We start from the raw sequence: 23,787 nt of genomic DNA on the forward strand, positions 1-23,787 counted from the left end.
AGGAATAATTTTTTTTATTTTTAGCGGGTTTCCCCGTTCAAAACCATATTTGCTAAACTCTCATCAATCACAAACCAAGTTCGATCGATAGGAGCTAATTTAGCATAAGCTATTAAAGCTTCTGCTTTTTGAGCGCCCTCCACGATAGCAATACTATGCGGAATGGACTCTAAATCACTAAGATGCAAACCTACTCGTGGAAGTTTAAAAACAACCTTTCCTTTTGCATCGAAGAAACAACCGAATGCTTCACCTACAGCACGCTTATTCGCAATAAACTGACTTTCTTGAGGTAACAATCCTCTTCTTTCAGCCATAACACTTGCATTCCCAACGCTATATAATAAGCAATTAGCTTGTTTCATCATCGATAATGTTTGAGAAACCAATGGTTCTTGTAATAAAGGTAAATACGTTTCTTTACTAACATGTTCTGGTACATATAGAGAAAAGTGTTCTCCACCAGTCTTCATCGCCATCTTTTCACTAACACTATTTGCTTGGATTAAAGTGGAACCTCCCACTCCTCCTCTAGCAGGAACAAAAGAAATCTCTCTTTGTTGTAAAATTTCTTTTGAAAAGTATTCTGCTACCGTTGCCATCGTTCTACCACCCGTTACTGTAACGATTGATTGATCAACTGGCAACATCCATTTCATCAATTCTTGTACTTGATTGCTTATTTGTTTCCCATTATCAGTGCCACTTTCAGCAACCACTTTACAAAAACGAATTCCCAACTTCTTTGAAATTTCTTTTTCAAAATCAGTCATTTCAATGCATTGTTGGATAATAGAAGTTAATCCAAGATACGTATCTTTGCCTAACTCTGTCACAAACATTCCTTTTGCAGAATACGTAATTAAACCTTGTTCTTTTAGTATATCTGTTTCAGAACGAAGTATACGTTCTGATATTTCCAACTGTTTAGCAAGCCCTCTTCGTCCAATCGGTTGTGTTCGTTGTATCGCTCGCAAAATTTGGAAACGAATTTTTAACAATTGATTGCTTTCTGGGACTAGAAGTTGCATCAATGTCATACAATCCATAATTTCGATTCCCTTCATTTCATTACTGGGCTAAAAACCGTCCCCTAAAAACTAGCTATCTATACATAGAAAACTTTTTTAATTACAAAAATATTGTACCAACAATCTCTATAAAATGCAACTTGAAAGTGTTTAATATTTTTAAAAAAAGAAATTAACAGGGACGTTTTTAGTCCCTAAATTCTTTTTACTTTTTTTAGATATCCCCTTCTATCTTGTCTACTTCTCACGATTTCTAGTCTTTTTTGTAAGGGTTTCTTCTTGTTTTTTCATATGAATTTGGATAAAATATTCTTACATTGTTAGCCATCTTAGTGTAATGGATATCACATAAGATTCCGGTTCTTATAATGGGGGTTCGATTCCCTCAGATGGCGTTATTAAAAGTTATTTAACCGCAAAAAAGCCAGGGCTTAACACCCTGGCTTATTTGCAGTTTTATAGTTCACCATACTATTAGACTGCTAATTATTTTTCTAAACCTTCAATAATTTTAGTTAAGTTCCATTTCATCATGCTTAAGTAGCTATCTCCATCTTTACCTTTATCAGCAATTGAGTCAGTAAAGATTGTTGAGTAAATTGGTTTACCTGATTCTTGTGAAACTGTCTTCATTGGACGGTCGTCAACACTTGATTCAACGAATAATGAAGGAACTTTAGATTTTTTAAGAATTTCTACTAAACGAGTTGTTTGTTCGGGAGTACCTTCTTCTTCAGTATTAATTTCCCAGATGTAAGCTGATGGAACTCCATAAGCTTTAGAGAAGTACTTGAAGCAACCTTCACTAGTTACAATCAATTTTTTCTCTTGAGGAATTTTAGCAAGACGTTCTTTTGCATCTTTGTCTAATTTTTCCAATTCAGCTACATATTTATCAACATTTTTTTGATAAACATCTTTATGTTCTGGGTCTTTAGCAATTAATTGTTTTGCAACGTTTTTAGCATAAATTACACCATTTTCGATGTTTAACCATGCGTGAGGGTCTTCTTTACCTTTTTCGTTTTCACCTTCAAGATAAATCACATCAACGCCATCACTTACTGCAAAATAGTCTTTGTCTGCAACTTTACCTGCATTTTTAACCATTTTTGTAAACCATGCATCTTCAGCATTTTCTAAGTTAATTCCATTATAGAAAATTAAATCTGCATCATGAATTTTTTGAACATCTTGTGGTAATGGTTCATATTCATGCGGATCTTGTCCGATTGGAACAATACTGTGAATGTCCGCTAAATCCCCAGCAACATTTTTAGTAATATCATAAATGATAGAGTTTGTTGCTACTACTTGTACTTTTTTAGGTTCATTACTTTTTGCTGTAGTTGTAGTTGTAGATGTTGTATTTGTTGAACATCCTGCAAAACCTACTAATGATAATAAACCGACTGTTAATAATTTCCCGATTTTCATGCTTTCTTCCTACCTTCCCTTTGTTTTGGTGAGACAATAAAACTAATCACAAAGAATGCTGCAGCAGTTAATACAATCGTAGAACCTACTGCAATATTAAACGTATATCCGATTACTAAACCTACAATCGAAGAAAGCGAACCAAACATTGCTGATAAAGCAAGCATAGTTTTTAAACTCTTCGAATATAAATAAGCTGTCGCTGCTGGTGTAATCAGTAATGCTACAATCATAACTGTTCCGACACTTTGCATCGCTGTAATCGAAACTAATGCTAAAAGAAACATCAATAAGTAATGATAGAATGATACATTCAGCCCTGCTGAACGAGCAAAGACTGGGTCAAAACTCGTTACTTGTAATTCTTTAAAGTAAGAAATAATCGTTACAAAAACGAATATTCCTACAATTGCTGTAATTACTAAATCAAAATCTTGTACCGCTAAAATATTCCCGAATAAAATATGGAATAAGTCTGTTGAACTTTTTGCAACACCGATTAAAATAATCCCTAAAGCTAAAAACGAACTAAAGGTAATTCCTATCGCTGTATCACTTTTCACGACACTATTTCGATTAATAAACGCAATAATAAACGATGCTAATAATCCAAATGCTAGTGCTCCAAAGAAGAAGTTAACGCCGATAATATAAGATAATGCTACCCCCGGTAACACCGCATGAGAAATCGCATCTCCCATCAACGACATTCCACGTAAAATGATAAAACATCCAATCATTCCGGCAACTGCTCCAATTAGAACAGAAGAAATTAAAGCATTTTGCACAAAATGATAGTTCATTAATCCTTGTAAAAAATTATTCATGAGCTGCTCCCCCTTGTGCAATAAAAACTTCTCCACCGTATGTTTTTCTGATTTTTTCAGGAACAAATGTTTCCTCAGTTTTTCCACTATCGACAATTCCACGATTCACTAAAATGACTTGGTCAAAATAATCACGCACTTTCGATAAATCATGATGTACCATTAAAATAGTCTTACCTTCTTCTTTCCATTGACGAATTAAAGTCATAATGACTTTTTCACTCATCATATCAATCCCTACAAATGGTTCATCTAGGAAAATATAATCAGCTTTTTGCACTAAGCAACGTGCTAATAATACCCTTTGGAATTGTCCACCAGATAATGCTCCTATTGGACGATGAGCTAATTCTGTTAAACCAACTTCTTCAATCGCTTCATCTACATCTTTCCAATCTTGAACGTTTAAACGCTGAAATGGTTTCATTTTAACGCTTTTCCCTAGTGCTACGCACTCACGAATCGTAATTGGAAATGTAAAATCAAGATTACTTTTTTGTTCAACATAAGCAATTCTTTCTAATGATTGACTTGCTTCTTTCCCATCGAACGTCACTTTTCCCGTGTGTGAAATTAATCCTAACATTGCTTTTAAAAAGGTAGATTTACCTGCACCATTAGGACCAATAATTCCCAAAATTGTCGGGCCGTTCACTTCTACATGACAGTCTTTCAATACATCTGGCTGCATCGCATATGATACACCAAGATTTTCAACTTTAATCATGAATATCTCCTTTCTTTTTATCATATTTCTTATGCCAATAATTAGGTTACCCTAAATACTTTCTCTCGTCAAGAGTTTTTTAGGTATTCCAAAACATTTTTGAAAAATTCCGATTTATATATAAAGGCTCATCGACAAATTCTGTTGGTGAATCAAATTTAACACCAAATTAAGTCTTTAATTTTAAATGAACAAGGTGGAAGAAAATTAACGATTTAATCGATTTAACAATCAACCACAAACATAACTATGAACGAAATCTAGTTTTAACTTTATAATGAGCAGGGGCATGTTATCCGCGATTAGCGGTTTGGGGGCTGTGAAATTTGATATTATTTTTCGCTTCCCCCAATTCAACATGCCCATGGAGGCTCATTGTCAAGTTAAAACGACTCTATACATACTTTCTTAAATCATAATGACTTTCTATTGACCGGGGTAAAGAAACATCCTTTGATAATCTTGATTCTTAATTTCATATTCTCAAAATTTCGATATCCATATGCCACACGTTTAATCACTTTAATGAGATTATTCGTCCCTTCAATAGCTCCATTGGAATATCCTGTTATAAATGCTTGATAAATCCCATCCTTAAAACGTTTGAATACTTCAAACTTCTTCTTAAATTCATAAGGTAATTGTCTCGGTATCTCTTTTATACATGTCATAAATGCCTCATAATCTTTTTTCTTATAGGCTTTTCTAAGTTCTTGGATGAAATCATATGCAGCTGATAACACTTCGTCATAACTCAATAATTTTTCTACCAATTGTGCTTGAGTAAGATAGGTTTTGAAGTGATAATTGTACCTTAATTTTTCTTCATCTAATTCATCGCTTGCTTTTAACAGCACTTTCCAGTAGCGTTTCAATGTCTTCTGTTGCGTTGATTTCGCTGAGAATTGCTTCATAATCACTACTCGAAGTTGATTAAAATTACGATTCATATGTTGAACGATATGGAATCGATCTACTACGATAACAGCGTTTGGAAATACTGTTTTAATAAGGTTTTGATAAGAAGCATTCATATCCATCACTAAATATTTTACTTTTAAACGTTGTTTATGGGAGAACTTCATAAAGAAAGAAATCAATTCATGAAGTGATCTACCAGGTAAAATATCAATTAATTGGTGATTTTCTCCATCTAAACAAATGAAATTCATTTTCCCTTGTTGTGTTTTAACGCCTCTAAATTCATCTAAACAAAGCACTTTAGGTAAATAGTTATATCTTTGCATTGTCTTTATTTTAAACTTTTTCATCACTCTTTCGACTGTCTTATCAGAAATTGAAAGAAGTTTGGCAATTGTTTTTCTAGAAAAGTTTTCTTTTAAATACAACATGATTTGGCACTCTAAATCATAAGAAATATTACTATTTTTAGGAACAAGAGGGCAATCTGTAACCCAAGTTTTACAACAATCTTTACAGATCAATCGTTGTACTTTAAGGTCTAAAATAGTCTTATGTCCAAATAGGTGTGGAATTCTAATTTTATGTTCCATTGGAGAATGTTTAATCACATTTTCGCTAGAACAATATGGACAAGAAGTACAAGTATTTGTCCAAGCTCCTTTAATATGGTGTACCGTTTCATTGTTTTCTGTTATTGTTTCTAGCCAAATTTTATCTGGAATGAAATTTTTATCTGTTAATCCTAGTAATTTTCGTATACAATAGTCCATGAGAGAAATCCTCCTTTGATTGGTTTTGGTCGACTTAATCATAACCTGGATTTCTCTTTTTTGCATATAAAAAATCCTGTCGGTGATTTCTCACCAACAGGATTTGTCGAACAACCTATATAAAAAAGGGTAAAGAACAAAGCGTTTTCATGTTCTTTACCTTTTATATAACCTATTCTTCTACTTCTTCTTTTGCCCCTAGGGCTGTTAATGTATTCGAAAAAAGATGATGCTTATAATCCTTATCAATTTCTTTATAATAACTATAAAAAATATCTACCATAACTAAAATAGGAAATTGTGGCGAAATGAGCCCACCTTGATCTAAAGCATTCTTCATAGCAATTAATACTAATTCATCACAAGCTTTTTCACTTTCCTCACTTCGTTTTGAAGTAATTAAAACCGTTTTAGCTCCTTGCTTTTTCGCTTGGCGAACTGCTTCTACTACACTTGCATTTGCAGAAACTGTAATACCAATCACCAAACATTGTTCATCTACTAAAACTCGGTTCATTAACATTGTATGTAAATCCGTAATCGCCTCACAAATCATTCCTAATCTCATAAATCGAAATTTCATCTCATGAGCTGCTAAACCCGAACTCCCCTGACCATAAATATAAACTCGTTTAGCATTATTCAACAGCCCACACACTTTAATCACTTGACTTTCATCAATTAACGAAAATGATTTGGACAATAATTCTTCATAATCTGCTAAAACACTTTTTGTCAAATCATTATGAATTACTTGTCCTTCTTTTTTACTTTCTTGAAAATCATAAATAAATTGACGGTATCCCTTATAACCACATTTTTGAGCAAATCGAGTTAATGACGGTATAGATACAAACAATCTCTCAGAAACTGCTTTTGCTGATAATGATTCTTCAGCTGAGTTTTGTTCTAAAAAATATTGAGCAATCGTTTTTTCATTAGGGGTTAATGTGTCATAAATCGATTCAATTAATGGTGTAACTTTTTTTTCAAAAGATATCATACTGTAACTCCCTTACCTTTTTTGGTTAGTGTTAGTGTATCATATTTTTTCTATTTCGTGTTTTGAAAATAAAAAAGCTAGGAGAAATTCATCCCCTAGCTATATTAAGTGTTTATAAAAATTAGTCATCTACACCTAAAATTTCATTGATATTATTTTTATAAAGAATAGCTTTCGCACCATAAATCGCTTGAACGCCGCCTTTAACTTCTAGTACATCTACTGCACCAATTGCTTTTAGCGTTGCTTTATCAACTTTTTCTACAGAACGGACTGCTACACGTAAACGAGTGATACATGCATCTACATCTTCAATATTTTCAGCTCCACCTAAAGCTTCAATAATACGAACGCTATCTTGTTTTAATGTATCTTTTGTTTCTACAACAGGTTTTTCATCATCTAATAACTCTTCATCTAAACGTCCTGGAGTTGCAACGTTAAATTGAACGATAAACCATCTGAATACTACATAGTATAGAACACTCCATACTAAACCAAATGGAATTTGTAATAACCAATTTGTTTTATCATTACCTTGTAATACCCCGAATAATGTAAAGTCGATAACCCCACCTGAGAATGTATTACCAATAGAAATGTTTAAGATATCAGCAATAAAGAAGCTTACACCATCTAAGAATGCATGAACAACATAAAGTACTGGACTTACGAATAAGAACATAAATTCAATTGGTTCTGTAATACCAGTAATGAATGATGTTAAAGCTACCCCAAAGAATAAACCAGCATATTTTTTACGACGATCTTTTGGAACACAGTGATACATTGCTAAGCAGGCTGCTGGAAGACCAAACATCATTGTAGAGAAACGACCTGCGAAGAAACGAGTTCCTTCAGTAAATAGACCAACATGTGTTGGATCTGCTAATTGAGCAAAGAAGATTTTTTGAGCTCCTGCTACAGTTTGACCTGCAACTACTTCAACTCCACCTAATTCTGTATACCAGAATAATGGGTAAATCATATGGTGTAACCCAACCGCACCACATAGACGCATTAAGAATCCATATAAGAATGTTCCAAATGGGCCAGCTTGTGAGATATAACCACCAGTTGATACTAATAATTGTTGGAATGGAGGCCAAATTACAAAGAAAATTCCTCCGACTACAATTGAAGCAAATGAAGTAACGATTGGAACAAAACGACTACCACCAAAGAATCCAAGTACTTGTGGTAATTGAATGTTGCTATAGCGATTATGTAAATAAACTGCTACAGAACCTACTACGATAGCCCCAACTACACCTGTATCAATTGAAGCTCCTTCAGCCATATATAATTTAACAAGTGCTTTGATTGTTGCTGTCATAACAAAGTAACCAGTTACCCCAGCAAGTGCTGCTGTACCTTTATCACGTTTTGCTAAGCCAATACATAAGCCCACACAGAGTAGTAACGCTAAATTCGCAAATACAACTTCCCCTGCTGAACTCATTACTGTGAAAATTGCTTGTAAAAGACTATTATTTAACACTGGATAAGTAGCTACTGTAGTTGGATTTGACAACGCACCACCAATCCCTAATAACAAACCAGCTGCCGGTAAAATAGCAATCGGCAACATAAAGGCCTTACCAATTTTTTGTAATACTTTAAACATATGGTTTCCTCCTAAAAAAATTATTTTCCTTTTATGAATGAATCGCCTCTACAAATTTCCTTGTAATTAATTGAGGTCTTGTAATTGCTGATCCAACAACTACACTATAAGCTCCTAACTCTAATACTCGTTTAACCTTTTCAGGTGTATCAATATTTCCTTCTGCAATGAGTGGACGTTTGATAACCTTTAAGACTTCACGAAGAATTTCAAAATCGTTTGCTTCGATTTTATCCCCTTTACTTTGGTGAGTATATCCTACTAATGTACTTCCAATATAGTCAAAACCTAATTCATCCGCATGAATCATTTCTTCAACTGTTGAACAATCTGCCATTAGTTTTTGAGTTGGATATTTTTGACGAATTTCTTGATAAAATTCATCTAAAGTTTGTCCATTTGGACGGCTAGAAATGGTAGCATCTAATGCAATAATTTCTGGTTTTGCTTCCATTAACTCGTCCACTTCTTTCATACTAGCTGTAATATAAACATCTGCATCATCATAATCTCTTTTAATAATTCCAATTACAGGTAAATCTACTGCTTCTTTTATAGCTTTGATGTCAATTACAGAATTAGCACGAATTCCTTTTGCTCCTCCTTCCTTCGCTGCGACTGCCATACGAGCCATAATAAAATCGCTATGCAACGGTTCATGTGGCAGCGCTTGGCAAGATACGATTAATTGCCCTTGAATACTCATATTCAGCCCCCTTTTCTTTTTTAATATAGCCTTTACACTTATAAGTATAATTGTAGAAGAAAGCATTTTCAATACATCACCTTATTTTAGAAAGTAATTTCAAATTTATGCCCATTCACTCTTCATTATCTACCAAAATTAGAAATTACTTTCACAAATTTTAATTATTTTGAAAAAATTTTATAAAAAAAGTTCTATTAATTTATAGGGTTGATGGAGAAAATCCACCAACCCTATTTGACAAAAAGCCATAAAATAATGAAGGACTTACCGTTCAATCGATAAGTCCTAGGGTATATCTATTCAGTTTCAAAGTTTTGGAAGATTATTTTCCTAAATAATATTCTGAAATAACATGTAAATTTTCATCAAACTCAAACACTAATGGTGGAAAATTTGGAATTTCCACTCCCATAATTTCATCATCTGATAATCCTTTAATATGTTTTACTAGCGCACGAATCGAATTACCATGAGCACCAATAAAAACATTTTTACCAGCTTTTAAATCTGGAGCAATTTTATCTTCCCAAAATGGCAGAACACGTTCCAGAGTCACTTTAAGATTTTCTGCATCTGGAATTACAGAATCATCCAACTTTGCATATCGACGATCGCCATGTGCTGAATACTCATCATCGCGATCCATTTTTGGAGGTAACACATCATAAGAACGACGCCAAATATGTACTTGTTCATCTCCAAATTTTTCAGCAGCTTCTGCTTTATTTTTCCCAGTCAAACCACCATAATGACGTTCATTTAAACGCCATGATTTTTCAACAGGTATCCATAATTGATCACAAGCTTCCAATGCTAAATCGGTTGTTTTAATGGCACGTTTTAGCACTGAAGTATAGGCTTGATCAAATTCAATCCCTGCTTCTTTAATTAATTTTCCGGCATCAATTGCTTGTTGAATCCCCTTTTCAGACAAATCAACATCCGCCCAACCAGTGAAGAGATTGGCCTTATTCCATTCTGACTGGCCGTGGCGCGCAAAAACTAATTTTACCATCATATCGCTCTCCTTTTTCTCCTAAACCTTTTCCCGAGTAATGGTATACCCTATTTCATTATCTATTTAATAATGCTGCAGCAGCTTCATCAACGATAATTGTTACATTTGGATGCTTCTGTAAAATACTAGCAGGCACATCTGTCGTAACATTCCCCTTTACCGTATCTAAAATTGCTTTTGCTTTTTTTTCACCGAATGCAATTAACACAATTTGTTTTGCATCCATAATTGATTGTAGTCCCATTGAATAAGCATATCTTGGTACATCTTCTTCTCGATCAAAGAAACGTTTATTGGCTTCAATCGTTGCTTGTGCTAAAGCTACTTTATGTGTTCTTTGTGTAAAAGGTGTTCCTGGTTCATTAAATCCAATATGGGCATTACTCCCTATCCCCAATAATTGAAAATCGACAGGATTATCTTGTAAAATTTTTTCATAACGTTCCACTTCAGCATCAATATCTTCTGCTAAACCATCTGGTAAATAGCTCTTTAAAAATGGTTTTGCTGCAAATAATTGTTCGTTCATAAAATAATGATAACTGTGTTTATCTTCACTCGATAGACCAGCATATTCATCTAAGTTTACAGAGACTCTATCAGAAAAATCTAATGAACTTTGACGAATTTTTTCATACAAACCAAGAGGACTTGACCCTGTTGCTAACCCAAAAACTTTTGCTCCATTTTCATAAGCTTCTTTAAAAACTTCAAACGCAACTAAAGCTCCTTCTTCTTGATTTTTCACAATTTTAATGTCCATAACGCTTCCTCCCTCAACTTGTCATTACCAGTATTGTAACAGATTTTTTTTGAAATGAATATAGCTATTTAACGATTTTCAATTTTGCCTATAAAAAATTAGGCAACACGAAGTCGCCTAATTCTGTCATCCTTTTTATTCTATAATTTCTTAAACCCATTCACCATTTTCATTAACAGTATAGCCATCAATTGTTGTGTTAACAGCTAATGCTCCTGAAGCATATGAATAGTACCATTTCCCATTTACTTCGTACCAACCTGTTTTCATTGCTCCTGATGAATCAAGATAATACCATGTACCATTGTCTTTAACCCAACCTGTTGCCATTGCTCCTGATGGTTGTAAGAAATACCATTTTCCATTCACTTGAGCCCAACCAGTTACCATTACTCCATTAGTACCTAAATAATACCAATTCCCACCGTCTTTGATCCATCCTTCAGCACTAACTCCTCCATTTCCATACCAAAGTACATAATGCCAACCTTCTTCAGTTTGTTTCCAAATCCCTTTTGGCTGATTTTTTTCTAAATTCTTAATAGCACTACTTCTATATTCTTTCAATTTTTCTGGACTATATCCCAAAGCTTTTTCAAATTTTGAAAGAGGAACTTCCTTTAGCTTTTCTTGAACAGTTACCGTTCTATTTTGATACTCTATAATAGCATCTGGATTATTTTGATTTTTATAAAGAAAAGCATATTCATACAATAGTAATAAATCTTTACGCCCTTCTACATTTTTCTTCATTTCAGCTACATTAAAAATTTCCGCCTGTGCAGATACAGTTGGTAAATTTGATACTGCCAACATTCCAGTTGTAGCTAAAGCAACTCCTAACATTGCAATTTTCTTTTGTAGTTTCATTAGAAACATCTCCTTTTATTTTGATTTCTTACAATTGCAGTATAACGAATTTATTGATAAATCTTTTAAAAACGTAACTATGTTTACCTTGTTAGAATATCTATTCATACTTTTAACCCTAAAAAGAAACTATACATACCTTTTCTTTAAAAACACTTACACAATTGATATAATCAAGAAAACAACGCATACATTTAGGAGGAACAAGTATGAACGATGAAAGTATTTATGGACTAGTTTTCAAAAAAATTCGGGAAGATAGAGGGATTACTCAAAAAGAAGCTGCAGGAACGACTGTTACGCCACATTTTTTGAGACAATTTGAACAAGGAAAATCCCGTATTACAATTCAAAAATTTGAAGAAATCATGGATAATATTGGAATTGATAAAGAGACTTTCGACAAAATTAGAGCTCAAATGTTTCCTACCGAATTTCATAAACGTCAAGTTGAAGTAGCTAATTTAGTTTCCAAACGAGAATATAAAAAGGCTCTAGACCTTCTAAACCAACCCTTAGAGAATTCCGGTATTGCAGAACACTTCATTATTGCCAATCGTGTTGTTAGTAAATTCGGAATTGCCTCTATTGTCGGAGACTCTCTTTTAACACCAAAAGACTATGAAGAATTGGAATATATCAAAGCTTATCTTACTAAAGTTGAATACTGGAACTATGTTGAGGTGAATGTATTTTCTGCTATCATTTCACATTTTTCGATTGAATTTTTAGATTATCGACTTTATCATTTACTAGATGTTTTGAAAACTCAAACGGAATACCATTATACTCGTGCTTCTGAATACTATCTCTCCGCTCTACGAGCAGGAGTCAAAAACTACTCTATCCAAGGACATTATGATAAAGCAGAAAAATTAGCACAAAAAACACTCGAAGTGATGAACGCTTTTCCAGAGCTAAGCATGAAATTGACACAATTTATTGCTCTTTCTATGGAACGCTCCTGTAATTTCCTTCGTCAAAATGATGTCTATGGTTTAGAACTTGCTAAACATATATTCGCAACTCTAGATCATCTTGAAAAGACGTCCCAGAATCAATTACTCATTCGTCTGAGGGAAGATTTCTTTTCAAAAGTCACTCAACTGAATAAAACAGGTCAACCTTTAGAACAATAAAGCAACATAAAAAAACTCTATTAGATTGGGAATCATCCTATCTAATAGAGTTTTATTTTTTAGATTATTTCCAAAAATCATCATAAATGGTAATTGGTAAATGACGTTTATGTTCAGATTTAATATACCAACTTTCAATGGTTTGAGCATCTTTTTCTGCAATTTCTTTTCCTTCAAGATAATCATCAATTGCTTCATACGTCACGCCTAAAGCTACTTCATCTGGAAGTGATGGACGTTCTTCTTCTAAATCTGCCGTTGGTTGTTTTAAATATAAATGTTCCGGAGCGCCTAAATATTCTAATAACTGACGTCCTTGTCGTTTATTTAAGCGCCATAATGGTAAAATATCTGCTCCACCATCACCGAATTTTGTATAAAATCCTGTTACAGATTCTGCTGCATGATCCGTACCAATCACTGCACATCCTGTTTGACCTGCAATCGCATATTGTGCAATCATTCGTTCTCGAGCTTTAATATTTCCTTTATTAAAGTCACTAATTGGTAATCCTAAACTTGTAATACTATTCATAGATGCATCCACTGCAGGCTTAATATCCACTCGCAATATATCTGCTGCTTGCATAAATTCAATGGCATCCATCGCATCTTGTTCATCTGCTTGAATTCCATAAGGCAGACGAACTGCGTAAAAACGATAATCTTTTTCTGGATATTCTTGGTTCAATTCATCAATCGCTAACTGAGCTAATTTACCGGCTAAAGTAGAGTCTTGTCCACCACTAATTCCTAAAACATAACCTTTTAAAAAAGGGTGTTTCACTAAATATTCTTTTAAAAATTGAATCGTTCTTTCAATTTCTTGTTGAACATCAATTTTCGGTTGTACTTTTAACGTTTCAATAATTTTTTGTTGTAATGGTCTCATGATTTTTTCCTTTTCTATCTGATTACCCTAAACGATTTGCTTTTTCTTTCACTTCTGCACGAACGGCTTCAATACTAGCTAATTTTTGTTGATATGTTTCTGTAGATAAGTCAACTGGATATTGTTCTGGATTTAAAATACGTTTATATTCATCCCATAATGCTTCTACTCGTTCATCTTTATACGCTTTAATTTCTTTTAATGAAGGTAATGTATAAACTAATTTACCTTGTTCAAAAATTGATTGTAAAATTGGACGAGCATCAAAATCTGTCACTGTTTTATTAATGTATGTGTAAACAGGATGGAACATATATAACTCTTCTAATTCATCTGGACGTTCATGCCATAGTGCAATATAATCCCCTTCAGATTTTCCATCACTCTTACGAGTAATACGCCACACTTGTTTTTTACCTGGTGTTGAAACTTTTTCTGCATTATTAGAAATTTTTACGGTTGGAACCATTTCGCCATTTTCATCTTCAATCGCTACTAATTTATAAACACAGCCTAACGCTGGTTGATCATAAGCTGTAATTAAACGTGTTCCAATTCCCCAAACATCAATTTTAGCCCCTTGCATTTTTAAGTTCAGAACTGTTTTTTCATCTAAATCACTTGAGGCATAAATTTTAGCTTCCGTATAGCCTGCATCATCCAATTGTTGACGAACTTTTTTCGACATATACGCCATGTCTCCACTATCAATACGAACTCCTAAGAAATTAATTTTATCTCCAAATTCCTTCGCTACTCGAATGGCATTTGGAACACCTGAACGTAAAATATCATACGTATCGACTAAAAATACACAATCACGATGAGTAGAAGCATAAGCTTTAAATGCTTCATAATCGTCACGATACGCTTGAACTAGAGAATGCGCATGAGTTCCAGAAACAGGAATTCCAAACATTTTTCCAGCTCGAACATTACTTGTCGCATTACATCCCCCAATATAAGCTGCTCTTGTTCCCCATAATGCTGCATCTAATTCTTGAGCTCGTCTTGTTCCAAATTCTAATACAGGATCATCTCCTGCTACAGTACGAATACGAGAAGCTTTTGTAGCAATCAATGCTTGAAAATTAATAATATTTAATAAGGCTGTTTCAATTAATTGGCATTCTGCAAGAGTTCCTTCGACTTGAACTAATGGCTCATTTGCAAATACTAATTCTCCTTCAACAGCAGAATGAATATTCCCTTTAAATTTAAAGTTTTTCAAATAGTCTAAAAATTCTTCTGGATAAATGTCTAAACTTCTTAAATAATCTAAGTCTGTTTGGCTAAATGTTAAATCTTCAATATAGTGAACTAAACGTTCTAAACCTGCAAAAATTGCATACCCATTTTCAAAAGGTAACTTTCTAAAATATGCTTCAAAAATTGCTTTTTTCTCATGAAGACCTGTTTCCCAATAAGTCTTCATCATATTAATTTGATACAAATCAGTATGTAGCGTTAAACTATCATCATGATAACGGAATTTCATGGTTCCATAACCCTCTTTTCATTATAATTACATTTATTGTACACCAGTTTTCATAGTTTGTACAAACTTTCTAAACTCTTTTTTTACGGCAAAAGGGGCTAGTCGCCTAGCCCCTCTTTCAACCATCATTTTTACACTTAAATACCTTCAAAATGAATAAACTATTTTATCTAGTCTCTTTATTTATCAATGTATTCTTCCTACTATTAGTTTACTCCTCTTTTCACAAAGTAGCAAGAGTTTTTTGGAAAAATTCCTAAAATTTTCTTTTTTAAGATAAATTGTCCGATAGAGAACAAAAAAGACTTCTCCTTGTAGCATTAATCTTGACTATACAACTACTGTAGTCCTCTGCTACTTCAGAGAAGTCTCATTCTAATTTTTTATATTAAATATAGGCATCCAAGTCTTTTTGGAATTTTGCTAATTTTTCTTCTGCTTCCTCTTGAGTAGCAGCTTTCACACCCATATAGAATTTAATTTTTGGTTCTGTTCCACTTGGTCTTACCGCAATCCATGAACCATCTTCTAAAATATATTTTAATACATTTGAAGTTGGTAAGCCAATTTCAGAAACAATACCTTCTGCATCTACTTGTTGGTTCACCGAAAAGTCTTGCGCCAATGCTACTTTAATGCCACCAAAGTTAGAAGGAACTTCTTTACGTAATCCATCTAATAAAGCTTTGATTTTAGCAGGGCCTTCTAATCCTTGAACTGTTACAGAAATTGTTTTTTCTAAGAAATAACCATATTTTTCATATAAAGCTTGAAGACCATCATATAAAGTTTTCCCTTCGCTCTTGAAGTGTGCTGCTACTTCTGTTAATAACAATACTGCTTGAATCGCATCTTTATCACGAACAAATGGTTGAACTAAATATCCATAACTTTCTTCAAAGCCAAACATAAATGTATGAGCATTTGTTTCTTCATAATTTTTAATTTGTTCTGCAATAAATTTGAAACCAGTTAATACATTGACCATTTTCGCACCATAATGTTCTGCAATGACTGTTGGTAATTCACTAGATACAATTGATTTTACTGCAGCTGCATTTGCTGGTAACGTTCCTGCTTTTTGATGAGCAAATAATAAATAATCTAATAAAATCGCTGCAATTTGGTTTCCAGTAATCACTTGGTAAGTTCCATCTGGTTGGCGAACGGCAGCACCCATTCTATCTGCATCTGGGTCTGTTGCTAATAACACATCTGCTTTTGTCTCATCTCCTAAACGAATCGCATATTCAAATGCACCTGCTTCTTCAGGATTTGGAGATTTTACAGTTGTGAAGTCTCCATCTGGAGTTGCTTGCTCAGATACAATTTGTAATCCTGTAAATCCTGCTTGATCTAATGCTCGTTTTGTTAACATTAACCCCGTTCCATGTAATGGAGTATAAACAACAGATAAGTCTTTTGTATTAGATAATAGGGCTGGATTTACTGAAACTGATTTAATTTCTTCTAAATAAGCAGCATCTACTGCTTCACCAATCCATTCAAATAATGCTGATTGTTCTAATTCTTCTTTTGTCACGACGTCTACTGCTAATGGATTTTCAACTTGGCGAACAAATTCTGTTAAAGCATCTGCATCTTTTGGAGGCATTTGTCCTCCATCTTCACCATATACTTTATATCCATTATACGCAGCTGGATTATGACTAGCTGTAATCATAATTCCTGCAAATGTATGCAAGTGACGTACCGCATAAGACAATTCAGGTGTTGGTCTTAAATCTTCAAATACATAAGCTTTAATGCCATGTTTTACTAAAACTTTTGCAGATTCTAATGCAAATTCAGGAGAGAAATGACGAGAATCATGAGCAATTGCTACCCCACGTTTTTTCGCTTCTTCTCCATATGTTTCAATTAATCGCGCTAACCCTTCTGTTGCTTGACGAACTGTATAAATATTCATACGGTTAATCCCTGGACCAACAATTCCACGCATTCCTGCTGTTCCAAATTCTAATGGAGCATAGAACGCTTCCTCTTTTTCTTTTTCAGAAAAGTTTTCTAATTGTGTTTTTAAATAATCTTCTAACCCTTCAAACTTTTCCCATTTTAATGCAACATCTTGCCAATTCATATCATCATTCTCCTTTGTTTTAATCTAATACTGTCGCAACTTCAAAGCCATAGCCTCTAATATGCGTAATTAATAATTCTAAAAAGATATGTGCCACAGGTGATAATTCCATTTGATGATGTTTTAAATATCCAATTTCTAATTCATCTTCAATCGCTAATGGAATTGCCACAATTTTATCATCATTTAATTCACTACTAATAATTCCCGAACTAATCGTATACCCATTTAACCCGACCATTAAATTAAAAATCGTCGCACGGTCACTTACCTTAATACTCTTCTTATGTTCCATTGTACTTAAAATCTCTTCAGCAAAATAGAAGGAGTTTTCTTCTCCTTGTTCATAAGATAAATAAGGATAGTCTTCTAATTCTTCTAGTGTAATACTAGATTGAGAAGCTAATGGATTTTCTCTACTAATAAACACGTGAGGTTTTGCTGTGAAAAGTGGCTTAAACTCTAAGTTTTTTTCTTTAAATAATTTCTTCATAACTTGGCGATTAAAATTATTTAAATATAAAATTCCTAACTCACTTTTGAATTTCATTAAGTCCTCTAAAATATTTTGAGTTTCTGTTTCTCTTAACGTAAATTGGTATTCATCACCAGCTTCTTGTCGAATTAATGCTACGAAAGCATGAACAACAAACGCATAATGTTGAGCTGAAACTGAGAAATCCCGTTTCCGTTTTGTTTTACGTTTATACTTTTCTTCCATCAAGTTTACTTGATCCAATATTTGTCTAGCATAGACTAAAAACTCTCGACCTTCTTCGGTTAGAGAAACTCCATTTTTATGCCGAACTAAGAGTTGAATATTCATTTCTTGCTCTAAATCTTTCATGGCATTTGACAGACTTGGTTGCGTTAAAAATAAATCTTTTGCGGCTTCATTAATGGATCCTTTTTCTGCAATTTTTTCTAAATAAACTAATTGTTGAATACGCATATTTTTTCTCCTTTTGCCATCTTATCTTTATTATAAATGACTTTTTAATTTCATGCTACCCTATAGTTTTCGCAAATAAAAAAAACTGAGCTTAAAGCCCAGTTCTTTTCAATGATTTATTTTATTGTTGGAATTTAAATACAACATTAGAATCGTATAATTTCAACATTTTTTCATAAACAAATTTAGTTACTAATGCTGCAACAACTGGTACAACTAACCAAGCAACAACTGCTAGAGCAATATTTAATCCTGCATCAATAGAAGCTAATGGCCCTACTAAACCTACTAAACCAAAACCTGCAGATTGAGGAGTACCACTGACTTCAAATAATGCCACTGGAATCGCAGAAATCACTGCTGTTGTTAAAGTTGGCACTAAAATAATTGGATATTTGAATAAGTTTGGCATCATTAATTTCATAGCTCCTAAAGCAATCGCTAAAGTTACTCCTGAATTATTCACTTTCCATGAATGAACGACTAATACTACAGCTGTTACAGCTACCCCCATCGCAGCAGCACCAGCAGACACACCGTTTAATTGAATCGCTAAACCAATCGCAACGGTTGAAATTGGTGAAATAATTAAGAATGCAAATGAACATACAATTAAAATAGACATTAAAATTGGTTGTAAATGAGTGAATTCGTTAATAACTGCTCCAATTGCAGCTGTTAATTTCGCAACGAATGGTAATAATTGTAAACCGATAAATGCAGCACCAACACCAACAACGATTGGCATTGCAACTACGGCTGTAGAACCGAATTTATCTTTAATCCACATTAATGCTAATACTGCAATCGCAGCTGTTAACATTGTATTAATTAAGTCTCCAGTACCGGCTCCAACATATTTTCCTAGTTCTGGATTAAATTTTACAACACCTGACGCCACAAAACTTGCTCCGGCTGTCACCATCATTGGCATTGGTTTAAAACCAAATTGTAAAGCAATTAATGCACCAATAATTAAAGGTGTTGCTAATTGGAAAATTACAGCGATTTGTGTAATTTGAACTGCTAGTGGATATTGACTAAAATATTTTAAAATTGCAGATAATACAGCGTTTGGAATTAAACCAATAATTACCCCTAATGCAGTTCCTTGTAAGATTTTGTTCATAAAGACTTTTGCAGTCATTTTTTCTTGAGCTTCCATATAACCCCTTCTTTCTTTTTGTCTACTCCTTTATAAAAGTTATTGAAACTTTCTAGAAACACTTCACAAATTAATTTCTACACTTTCTCCACCTTTTATTAGTGAGCTTTCAAAATTTGCTCTTTACAATGAATCAATGATGTTAAAAAGGCACAATAAGGTGTTGGAACTCCGTATTTCTTACCTTTTCTAACCACTGCTCCATTAATATAATCAATCTCCGTCAAACGATTATTCAAGATTAAATCTTGATACATCGATGGATGATGAAGACCGATTGTGTCACGATTATAACAATTCATTTCAATGTAATCAACAATTTCTTTCACGTTTATTTCAACATTTTCATATTTTGCAACTAATGAAAATTCTGTAACAATAGCTTCAACTATTTCATGAGCAGTCGTTGTTTCTCCAAAATCTGCCATATTGGAATCTAAAATGGTACAAAGCCCATTCATTGTTCCATTGACACAAGCTTTCTTATAAATGGCAAATAAAATATTTTCAGAATAAGTCGCATTAAGTCCACCTGAATTTAATACGTCTACTACTTCTTTAGCATCCTCTACTCCCTCTGGTGCTAAATTTTTCAAAGCAACTGTTCCATTTCCAAATAACGTTACTTTTCCAGGTCCATTCATTCCGGCTGTCCACATTGTATTACCTAATAAAATATGAGTAGGTGCAACATATTTTTCAATAATTTCTTCATGTCCAATACCATTTAATAAGCATAATATTTTTGTATCCGAATGAATTAACGATTGAATATCTTGCAACATTTGATCTAACTGCATCGCTTTTGTAAATAAAATAATTAAATCTGCTTGTGTATCCTCTTTTGCTTTAGATTGTAACACTGCTGGAATACGAAATATCTTTTCTTCTCCATTATCATTTACTTGAAGTCCTTGTTCATTGATTGCTTGAACATGACTTTCCCAACCATCTACAAATAACACCTCGTGTCCAGCTTGATGTAACATCACTCCGAAACGACTTCCCATTGCGCCTGCTCCTGCAATTACAATTTTCATAATAATTCCTCCTAATTTTTACTATTCTCCATTGAAGTTCAGAAGTTTGCTTGTTAAAATGATAACAAACAACTAGAACGGAGAATGATTATGGACATTAAACAACTCATGTACTTTATTAGCATCGTTGAACATCATAGCTTTTCCGATGCTGCTAAAAGTCTCTTTATAACACAGCCTACCCTTTCTCAAACAGTTAAAAAACTAGAACAAGAATTTAATACACATTTATTTGTGTATGATTCTAGTAAAAAGCAACTAACTGCTAGTGGACAATTATTGTACGAAGAAGGGAAAGCTTTAGTACAACAATTTGAACAATTAACTCAAAAAATGCAACAGCTTCAAATAAATTCTAGACAATCCATTCGAATTGGTCTCCCAACATTATTCGCAATGGAATTCATGCCCCTATTTTCCAATTTTATGTTTTCACATCCTAATATTGAAATTACAATGGTTCAAGGGGGATCTTATGAATTACAACAAAAATTAGCTGAAAACGAAATTGATTTAGGAATTTTATCCTTCCCTAATTATGAACCGACCATTACACTAGAAGCTTTTTCAAATCCGAAACTAGGCTACGATGTCAGTGTTGTTGTTTCAAAAAATCATTCCCTTGCAAAACAATCATTTGTTACTTTTGAAGAGTTAGCGACACAATCTTTTTCCACCTTAACAACTCAGTATATTATTGGGCAGTTTTTACATTCCCAAGCAAAAAAATTTAATGTTCATCCTCATATTTTATATACAGATGATAATTGGGAAGTCGTTTTAGCTAGTGTTAAAACATTGAATACTGTTTGTTTAATGGCTACGCAATACCAACATTACTATACCGATGAAGAATTAATATGGATTCCATTAAAAGATAAACATTCCTTCTTTCCAATCGGCTTAGCTACTAAAACTACTTCTAAAACGTCTCCTATTGTAACTGAATTGATTCAATTATTGAGACAACTGTAAAATGAGTTCATCAGCATTTTATGCTCAATGATTCACTAACAAAATTGTACATCTCTTTCAGAATAATTACCAATTAGATTTTTTTATGAAGTGATTATTATTTCTTATAACAAAATAAGGAGGCGTCCTAAAAACGTCCTCCTTATTTGTTATTTTTCTTCAAATTCTTGTTTAACTACTTCTAACGCTGCTGCAATTACTTGGTGCATATCATAATAACGATATTGCCCTAAGCGCCCTCCGAAGATTACTTGAGGGACTATTTGAGCTAGCTTTTTATATTTAGAATATAAATCATTATTTTGTTGATTATTGACCGGATAATAAGGCTCTTGACCTTTTTCCCAATCTGATGGATATTCTTTTGTAATAACTGTCTTTTCTTGTGTTCCAAATTCAAAATGTTTATGTTCAATAATACGAGTATAGGGAGTTTCACGATCTGTGTAATTCACAACTGCATTTCCTTGGAAGTTTTCTGTGTCTAACACTTCTGTTTCAAAACGCAAACTACGATATTCTAACGTTCCCAATTCATAATTGAAAAACTCATCAATCATTCCTGTGAAAATAATTTTAGCGCCGCTTTGTAAATACTCTTCTTTTTTCTCAAAGAAATCAACATTTAATTCCACTTCAATATTTTCATGATTGAACATATTTTCAACCATTTGAGTATATCCACCAATTGGAATCCCTTGATACGTATCGTTGAAATAATTATTATCATACGTATATCGAACAGGTAATCGGCGAATAATAAAGGCTGGTAATTCTGTTGCAGAACGTCCCCATTGCTTTTCAGTATAACCTTTAATTAACTTGTAATAGACATCTTCCCCTACTAAAGAAATAGCTTGTTCTTCCAAGTTTTCAGGAGTTTTTCCATTTAATACTGCTCGCTGTTCTTCAATTTTGGCTGCTGCTTCTTGCGGAGTCACAACTCCCCATAATTTATTAAAAGTATTCATGTTAAATGGTAAATTATAGATTTCACCATTAAAATTCGCAACAGGCGTATTTGTATAACGATTAAATATGGCAAACTGATGCACATAATCCCAAATTCTTTTATCACTTGTATGGAAAATATGTGCTCCATATTCATGAACTTGAATCCCTTCAACTTCTTTTGTATAAATATTTCCTGCAATATGTGAACGTTTTTCAATTACTTTTACTTTATATCCTCGATTAGCAGCTTCACGTGCAAAAACTGCTCCAAACAATCCTGCCCCTACTACTAAATAATCATATGCCATTTATTTATTCTCCTTATATATTTATAACATTATTGTAACATAGATGTATTCAGATAGCACCTTGACACATCTTCCTAATGTATATAAAATATTAAATGAAGAAAAAGGAGGAAATTATGATAAAAAAATTATTATTATCAGCAATATTTCTAACAACAGTATTATTTAGCGGTTTAAATCATTCAATTTATGCACAAGTAGCTAATACTGTTGAATTAGAAACATTAAATCAAGGGCAAGTAAAAAACATTATCCGAGTAAATTCAGAAGATGAATTACCAACAGATGGTACTACCTATACTCTTGTGTATTCAAAGCAACACTGTAAATTGACGGATGAAATAGAAAAAACAAGTGAAGCTACACAAAAGAAAACAATTGAAAGTGCCCCACAAACAACAACACTTACAACTGTTTTAAAAGCTCAAGCAAAACAATCATTGCCACAAACTGGAACACAACAATCCTTAACGATTGTTTTAACTGCAGGAGTATTAGTTGCTTTAGCATTTCTTATGATTAAATACCATAAGAAAAAAGTATGGATGGTATTATTGATTACAGCTTCTGTGACATCTCTTTATAATTTAAGAAATGTGATGGCAGAAAATGAAACAAAAATAACAACCATTCCAGTTACTACATTTGTACCAACTTCAGACCACTGTCTATATGGTTATATCATTATTCCAAATACAAGTGAAACTACTAAGTTTGAAACTACTAAAGGTGAATCTTTGGTATACGAAAAACCTGAATTCAAAGGCGAAGTTCCTAGAATGCCTGAAGCGCATAAAAAAGCTGAAGTTTTGTCAGAAAAAGGTGAACCTCTGGTACAACCTGAATTACCAGAATATGAAGTACCTACTACTACTACTGCAGGAACTTCAACTGAAGCTACGGTAACTACTGCAACAACTACAACTTCAACTGAGCCTACGACAACTACAGCTTCTGCTGTAACTATTGCAGAATCAAATGTTGAAGCTTCCTCAGATAACGCGAAACCAACTACTGAAGCTATCAGTAATACAAATACTTCAAATAACGAATAAAT

The 23,787-nt window shown here is 33.3% G+C and carries 21 protein-coding genes and 1 tRNA gene; 4 read left to right on the top strand and 18 right to left on the bottom strand.

From position 1 onward, the window contains the following. Nucleotides 1-20: 20 nt before the first annotated feature. Nucleotides 21-1,049, bottom strand: a complete 1,029-nt coding sequence (locus RWR88_RS04440) for a sugar-binding domain-containing protein (protein ID WP_314349514.1) — start codon at nt 1,047-1,049, stop codon at nt 21-23. A gap of 305 nt (nt 1,050-1,354) precedes the next feature. On the opposite strand from RWR88_RS04440, the gene RWR88_RS04445 reads away from it, so the two are divergent. Further along, nucleotides 1,355-1,426, top strand: a tRNA-Arg gene (locus tag RWR88_RS04445). Nucleotides 1,427-1,517: 91 nt separating this feature from the next. On the opposite strand, the gene RWR88_RS04450 is transcribed toward RWR88_RS04445, so the two are convergent. From RWR88_RS04450 to RWR88_RS04495, 10 genes are all read right to left on the bottom strand, one after another. Next, on the bottom strand, nt 1,518-2,468 hold the full coding sequence (locus RWR88_RS04450; protein ID WP_314450828.1) for a metal ABC transporter substrate-binding protein: 951 nt from the start codon (nt 2,466-2,468) through the stop codon (nt 1,518-1,520). Beyond that, the gene (locus RWR88_RS04455; protein WP_314349963.1) at nt 2,465-3,295 is read right to left on the bottom strand and encodes a metal ABC transporter permease; all 831 of its coding nucleotides are present in this window, start codon (nt 3,293-3,295) and stop codon (nt 2,465-2,467) included. The genes RWR88_RS04450 and RWR88_RS04455 overlap by 4 nt, the downstream gene beginning before the upstream one ends. Then, complete coding sequence (locus tag RWR88_RS04460) at nt 3,288-4,022, bottom strand: metal ABC transporter ATP-binding protein (RefSeq protein WP_314450829.1); 735 nt, start codon at nt 4,020-4,022, stop codon at nt 3,288-3,290. Before RWR88_RS04460 ends, RWR88_RS04455 begins: the two co-directional genes overlap by 8 nt. A gap of 413 nt (nt 4,023-4,435) precedes the next feature. Further along, nucleotides 4,436-5,716: an ISL3 family transposase gene (locus tag RWR88_RS04465; RefSeq protein ID WP_314450830.1), complete on the bottom strand. Its 1,281-nt coding sequence runs from the start codon at nt 5,714-5,716 to the stop codon at nt 4,436-4,438. Between the two features lie 172 nt (nt 5,717-5,888). Further along, complete coding sequence (locus tag RWR88_RS04470) at nt 5,889-6,719, bottom strand: MurR/RpiR family transcriptional regulator (protein WP_314450831.1); 831 nt, start codon at nt 6,717-6,719, stop codon at nt 5,889-5,891. A 121-nt stretch (nt 6,720-6,840) separates the two neighbouring features. Continuing rightward, a complete protein-coding gene (locus RWR88_RS04475; protein ID WP_314450832.1) occupies nt 6,841-8,346 on the bottom strand; it encodes a PTS transporter subunit EIIC in 1,506 nt (501 codons plus the stop codon). A 31-nt stretch (nt 8,347-8,377) separates the two neighbouring features. Continuing rightward, nucleotides 8,378-9,052: an N-acetylmannosamine-6-phosphate 2-epimerase gene (locus RWR88_RS04480; RefSeq protein WP_314450833.1), complete on the bottom strand. Its 675-nt coding sequence runs from the start codon at nt 9,050-9,052 to the stop codon at nt 8,378-8,380. A 325-nt stretch (nt 9,053-9,377) separates the two neighbouring features. Continuing rightward, nucleotides 9,378-10,070, bottom strand: coding sequence for a phosphoglycerate mutase (locus RWR88_RS04485; RefSeq protein ID WP_314450852.1), 693 nt, complete (start codon nt 10,068-10,070; stop codon nt 9,378-9,380). A gap of 58 nt (nt 10,071-10,128) precedes the next feature. Then, a complete protein-coding gene (locus tag RWR88_RS04490) occupies nt 10,129-10,836 on the bottom strand; it encodes a glucosamine-6-phosphate deaminase (RefSeq protein ID WP_314450834.1) in 708 nt (235 codons plus the stop codon). Between the two features lie 150 nt (nt 10,837-10,986). Beyond that, entirely contained in the window at nt 10,987-11,706 is a 720-nt protein-coding gene (locus RWR88_RS04495) for a hypothetical protein (RefSeq protein WP_314450835.1), read from the bottom strand. A gap of 209 nt (nt 11,707-11,915) precedes the next feature. On the opposite strand from RWR88_RS04495, the gene RWR88_RS04500 reads away from it, so the two are divergent. Further along, entirely contained in the window at nt 11,916-12,845 is a 930-nt protein-coding gene (locus RWR88_RS04500; RefSeq protein ID WP_314450836.1) for an XRE family transcriptional regulator, read from the top strand. Between the two features lie 64 nt (nt 12,846-12,909). Here RWR88_RS04500 and nadE read toward each other — a convergent pair whose 3' ends face one another. From nadE to RWR88_RS04530, 6 genes are all read right to left on the bottom strand, one after another. After that, nucleotides 12,910-13,737: an ammonia-dependent NAD(+) synthetase gene (nadE, locus tag RWR88_RS04505; protein WP_314450837.1), complete on the bottom strand. Its 828-nt coding sequence runs from the start codon at nt 13,735-13,737 to the stop codon at nt 12,910-12,912. A gap of 22 nt (nt 13,738-13,759) precedes the next feature. After that, on the bottom strand, nt 13,760-15,235 hold the full coding sequence (locus tag RWR88_RS04510; protein WP_314450838.1) for a nicotinate phosphoribosyltransferase: 1,476 nt from the start codon (nt 15,233-15,235) through the stop codon (nt 13,760-13,762). Nucleotides 15,236-15,623: 388 nt separating this feature from the next. Further along, nucleotides 15,624-17,336, bottom strand: a complete 1,713-nt coding sequence (locus RWR88_RS04515) for a phospho-sugar mutase (RefSeq protein WP_314450839.1) — start codon at nt 17,334-17,336, stop codon at nt 15,624-15,626. Between the two features lie 19 nt (nt 17,337-17,355). Beyond that, nucleotides 17,356-18,288: a LysR family transcriptional regulator gene (locus tag RWR88_RS04520; protein WP_314450840.1), complete on the bottom strand. Its 933-nt coding sequence runs from the start codon at nt 18,286-18,288 to the stop codon at nt 17,356-17,358. A gap of 121 nt (nt 18,289-18,409) precedes the next feature. Further along, on the bottom strand, nt 18,410-19,453 hold the full coding sequence (locus tag RWR88_RS04525; protein ID WP_314450841.1) for a PTS sugar transporter subunit IIC: 1,044 nt from the start codon (nt 19,451-19,453) through the stop codon (nt 18,410-18,412). Nucleotides 19,454-19,551: 98 nt separating this feature from the next. Next, nucleotides 19,552-20,493: a 2-dehydropantoate 2-reductase gene (locus tag RWR88_RS04530; RefSeq protein WP_314450842.1), complete on the bottom strand. Its 942-nt coding sequence runs from the start codon at nt 20,491-20,493 to the stop codon at nt 19,552-19,554. Nucleotides 20,494-20,583: 90 nt separating this feature from the next. Between RWR88_RS04530 and RWR88_RS04535 the strand changes: the two genes are divergently transcribed. Continuing rightward, a complete protein-coding gene (locus tag RWR88_RS04535; RefSeq protein WP_314450843.1) occupies nt 20,584-21,468 on the top strand; it encodes a LysR family transcriptional regulator in 885 nt (294 codons plus the stop codon). 149 nt (nt 21,469-21,617) lie between these two features. On the opposite strand, the gene glf is transcribed toward RWR88_RS04535, so the two are convergent. Continuing rightward, nucleotides 21,618-22,730, bottom strand: coding sequence for a UDP-galactopyranose mutase (gene glf, locus RWR88_RS04540; RefSeq protein WP_314450844.1), 1,113 nt, complete (start codon nt 22,728-22,730; stop codon nt 21,618-21,620). A 116-nt stretch (nt 22,731-22,846) separates the two neighbouring features. Between glf and RWR88_RS04545 the strand changes: the two genes are divergently transcribed. Then, nucleotides 22,847-23,785 carry an LPXTG cell wall anchor domain-containing protein gene (locus tag RWR88_RS04545; protein ID WP_314450845.1) on the top strand — a complete coding sequence of 313 codons (939 nt, stop codon included), beginning with the start codon at nt 22,847-22,849 and terminating at the stop codon, nt 23,783-23,785. Nucleotides 23,786-23,787: the final 2 nt, after the last annotated feature.

It is taken from the genome of uncultured Granulicatella sp., assembly GCF_963528195.1.
Lineage (GTDB): Bacteria > Bacillota > Bacilli > Lactobacillales > Aerococcaceae > Granulicatella.

Excerpts from the sequence above, each read along its gene's own strand:
- RWR88_RS04495 (WP_314450835.1), bottom strand. The coding sequence starts at position 11,706 with ATGAAACTACAAAAGAAAATTGCAATGTTAGGAGTTGCTTTAGCTACA.
- RWR88_RS04510 (WP_314450838.1), bottom strand. The coding sequence starts at position 15,235 with ATGAAATTCCGTTATCATGATGATAGTTTAACGCTACATACTGATTTG.
- RWR88_RS04460 (WP_314450829.1), bottom strand. The coding sequence starts at position 4,022 with ATGATTAAAGTTGAAAATCTTGGTGTATCATATGCGATGCAGCCAGAT.
- RWR88_RS04535 (WP_314450843.1), top strand. The coding sequence starts at position 20,584 with ATGGACATTAAACAACTCATGTACTTTATTAGCATCGTTGAACATCAT.
- RWR88_RS04470 (WP_314450831.1), bottom strand. The coding sequence starts at position 6,719 with ATGATATCTTTTGAAAAAAAAGTTACACCATTAATTGAATCGATTTAT.
- RWR88_RS04520 (WP_314450840.1), bottom strand. The coding sequence starts at position 18,288 with ATGCGTATTCAACAATTAGTTTATTTAGAAAAAATTGCAGAAAAAGGA.
- RWR88_RS04465 (WP_314450830.1), bottom strand. The coding sequence starts at position 5,716 with ATGGACTATTGTATACGAAAATTACTAGGATTAACAGATAAAAATTTC.
- RWR88_RS04485 (WP_314450852.1), bottom strand. The coding sequence starts at position 10,070 with ATGGTAAAATTAGTTTTTGCGCGCCACGGCCAGTCAGAATGGAATAAG.
- RWR88_RS04450 (WP_314450828.1), bottom strand. The coding sequence starts at position 2,468 with ATGAAAATCGGGAAATTATTAACAGTCGGTTTATTATCATTAGTAGGT.
- RWR88_RS04480 (WP_314450833.1), bottom strand. The coding sequence starts at position 9,052 with ATGAGTATTCAAGGGCAATTAATCGTATCTTGCCAAGCGCTGCCACAT.
- RWR88_RS04500 (WP_314450836.1), top strand. The coding sequence starts at position 11,916 with ATGAACGATGAAAGTATTTATGGACTAGTTTTCAAAAAAATTCGGGAA.
- glf (WP_314450844.1), bottom strand. The coding sequence starts at position 22,730 with ATGGCATATGATTATTTAGTAGTAGGGGCAGGATTGTTTGGAGCAGTT.
- RWR88_RS04475 (WP_314450832.1), bottom strand. The coding sequence starts at position 8,346 with ATGTTTAAAGTATTACAAAAAATTGGTAAGGCCTTTATGTTGCCGATT.
- RWR88_RS04440 (WP_314349514.1), bottom strand. The coding sequence starts at position 1,049 with ATGGATTGTATGACATTGATGCAACTTCTAGTCCCAGAAAGCAATCAA.
- nadE (WP_314450837.1), bottom strand. The coding sequence starts at position 13,737 with ATGAGACCATTACAACAAAAAATTATTGAAACGTTAAAAGTACAACCG.
- RWR88_RS04490 (WP_314450834.1), bottom strand. The coding sequence starts at position 10,836 with ATGGACATTAAAATTGTGAAAAATCAAGAAGAAGGAGCTTTAGTTGCG.
- RWR88_RS04525 (WP_314450841.1), bottom strand. The coding sequence starts at position 19,453 with ATGGAAGCTCAAGAAAAAATGACTGCAAAAGTCTTTATGAACAAAATC.
- RWR88_RS04545 (WP_314450845.1), top strand. The coding sequence starts at position 22,847 with ATGATAAAAAAATTATTATTATCAGCAATATTTCTAACAACAGTATTA.
- RWR88_RS04455 (WP_314349963.1), bottom strand. The coding sequence starts at position 3,295 with ATGAATAATTTTTTACAAGGATTAATGAACTATCATTTTGTGCAAAAT.
- RWR88_RS04530 (WP_314450842.1), bottom strand. The coding sequence starts at position 20,493 with ATGAAAATTGTAATTGCAGGAGCAGGCGCAATGGGAAGTCGTTTCGGA.
- RWR88_RS04515 (WP_314450839.1), bottom strand. The coding sequence starts at position 17,336 with ATGAATTGGCAAGATGTTGCATTAAAATGGGAAAAGTTTGAAGGGTTA.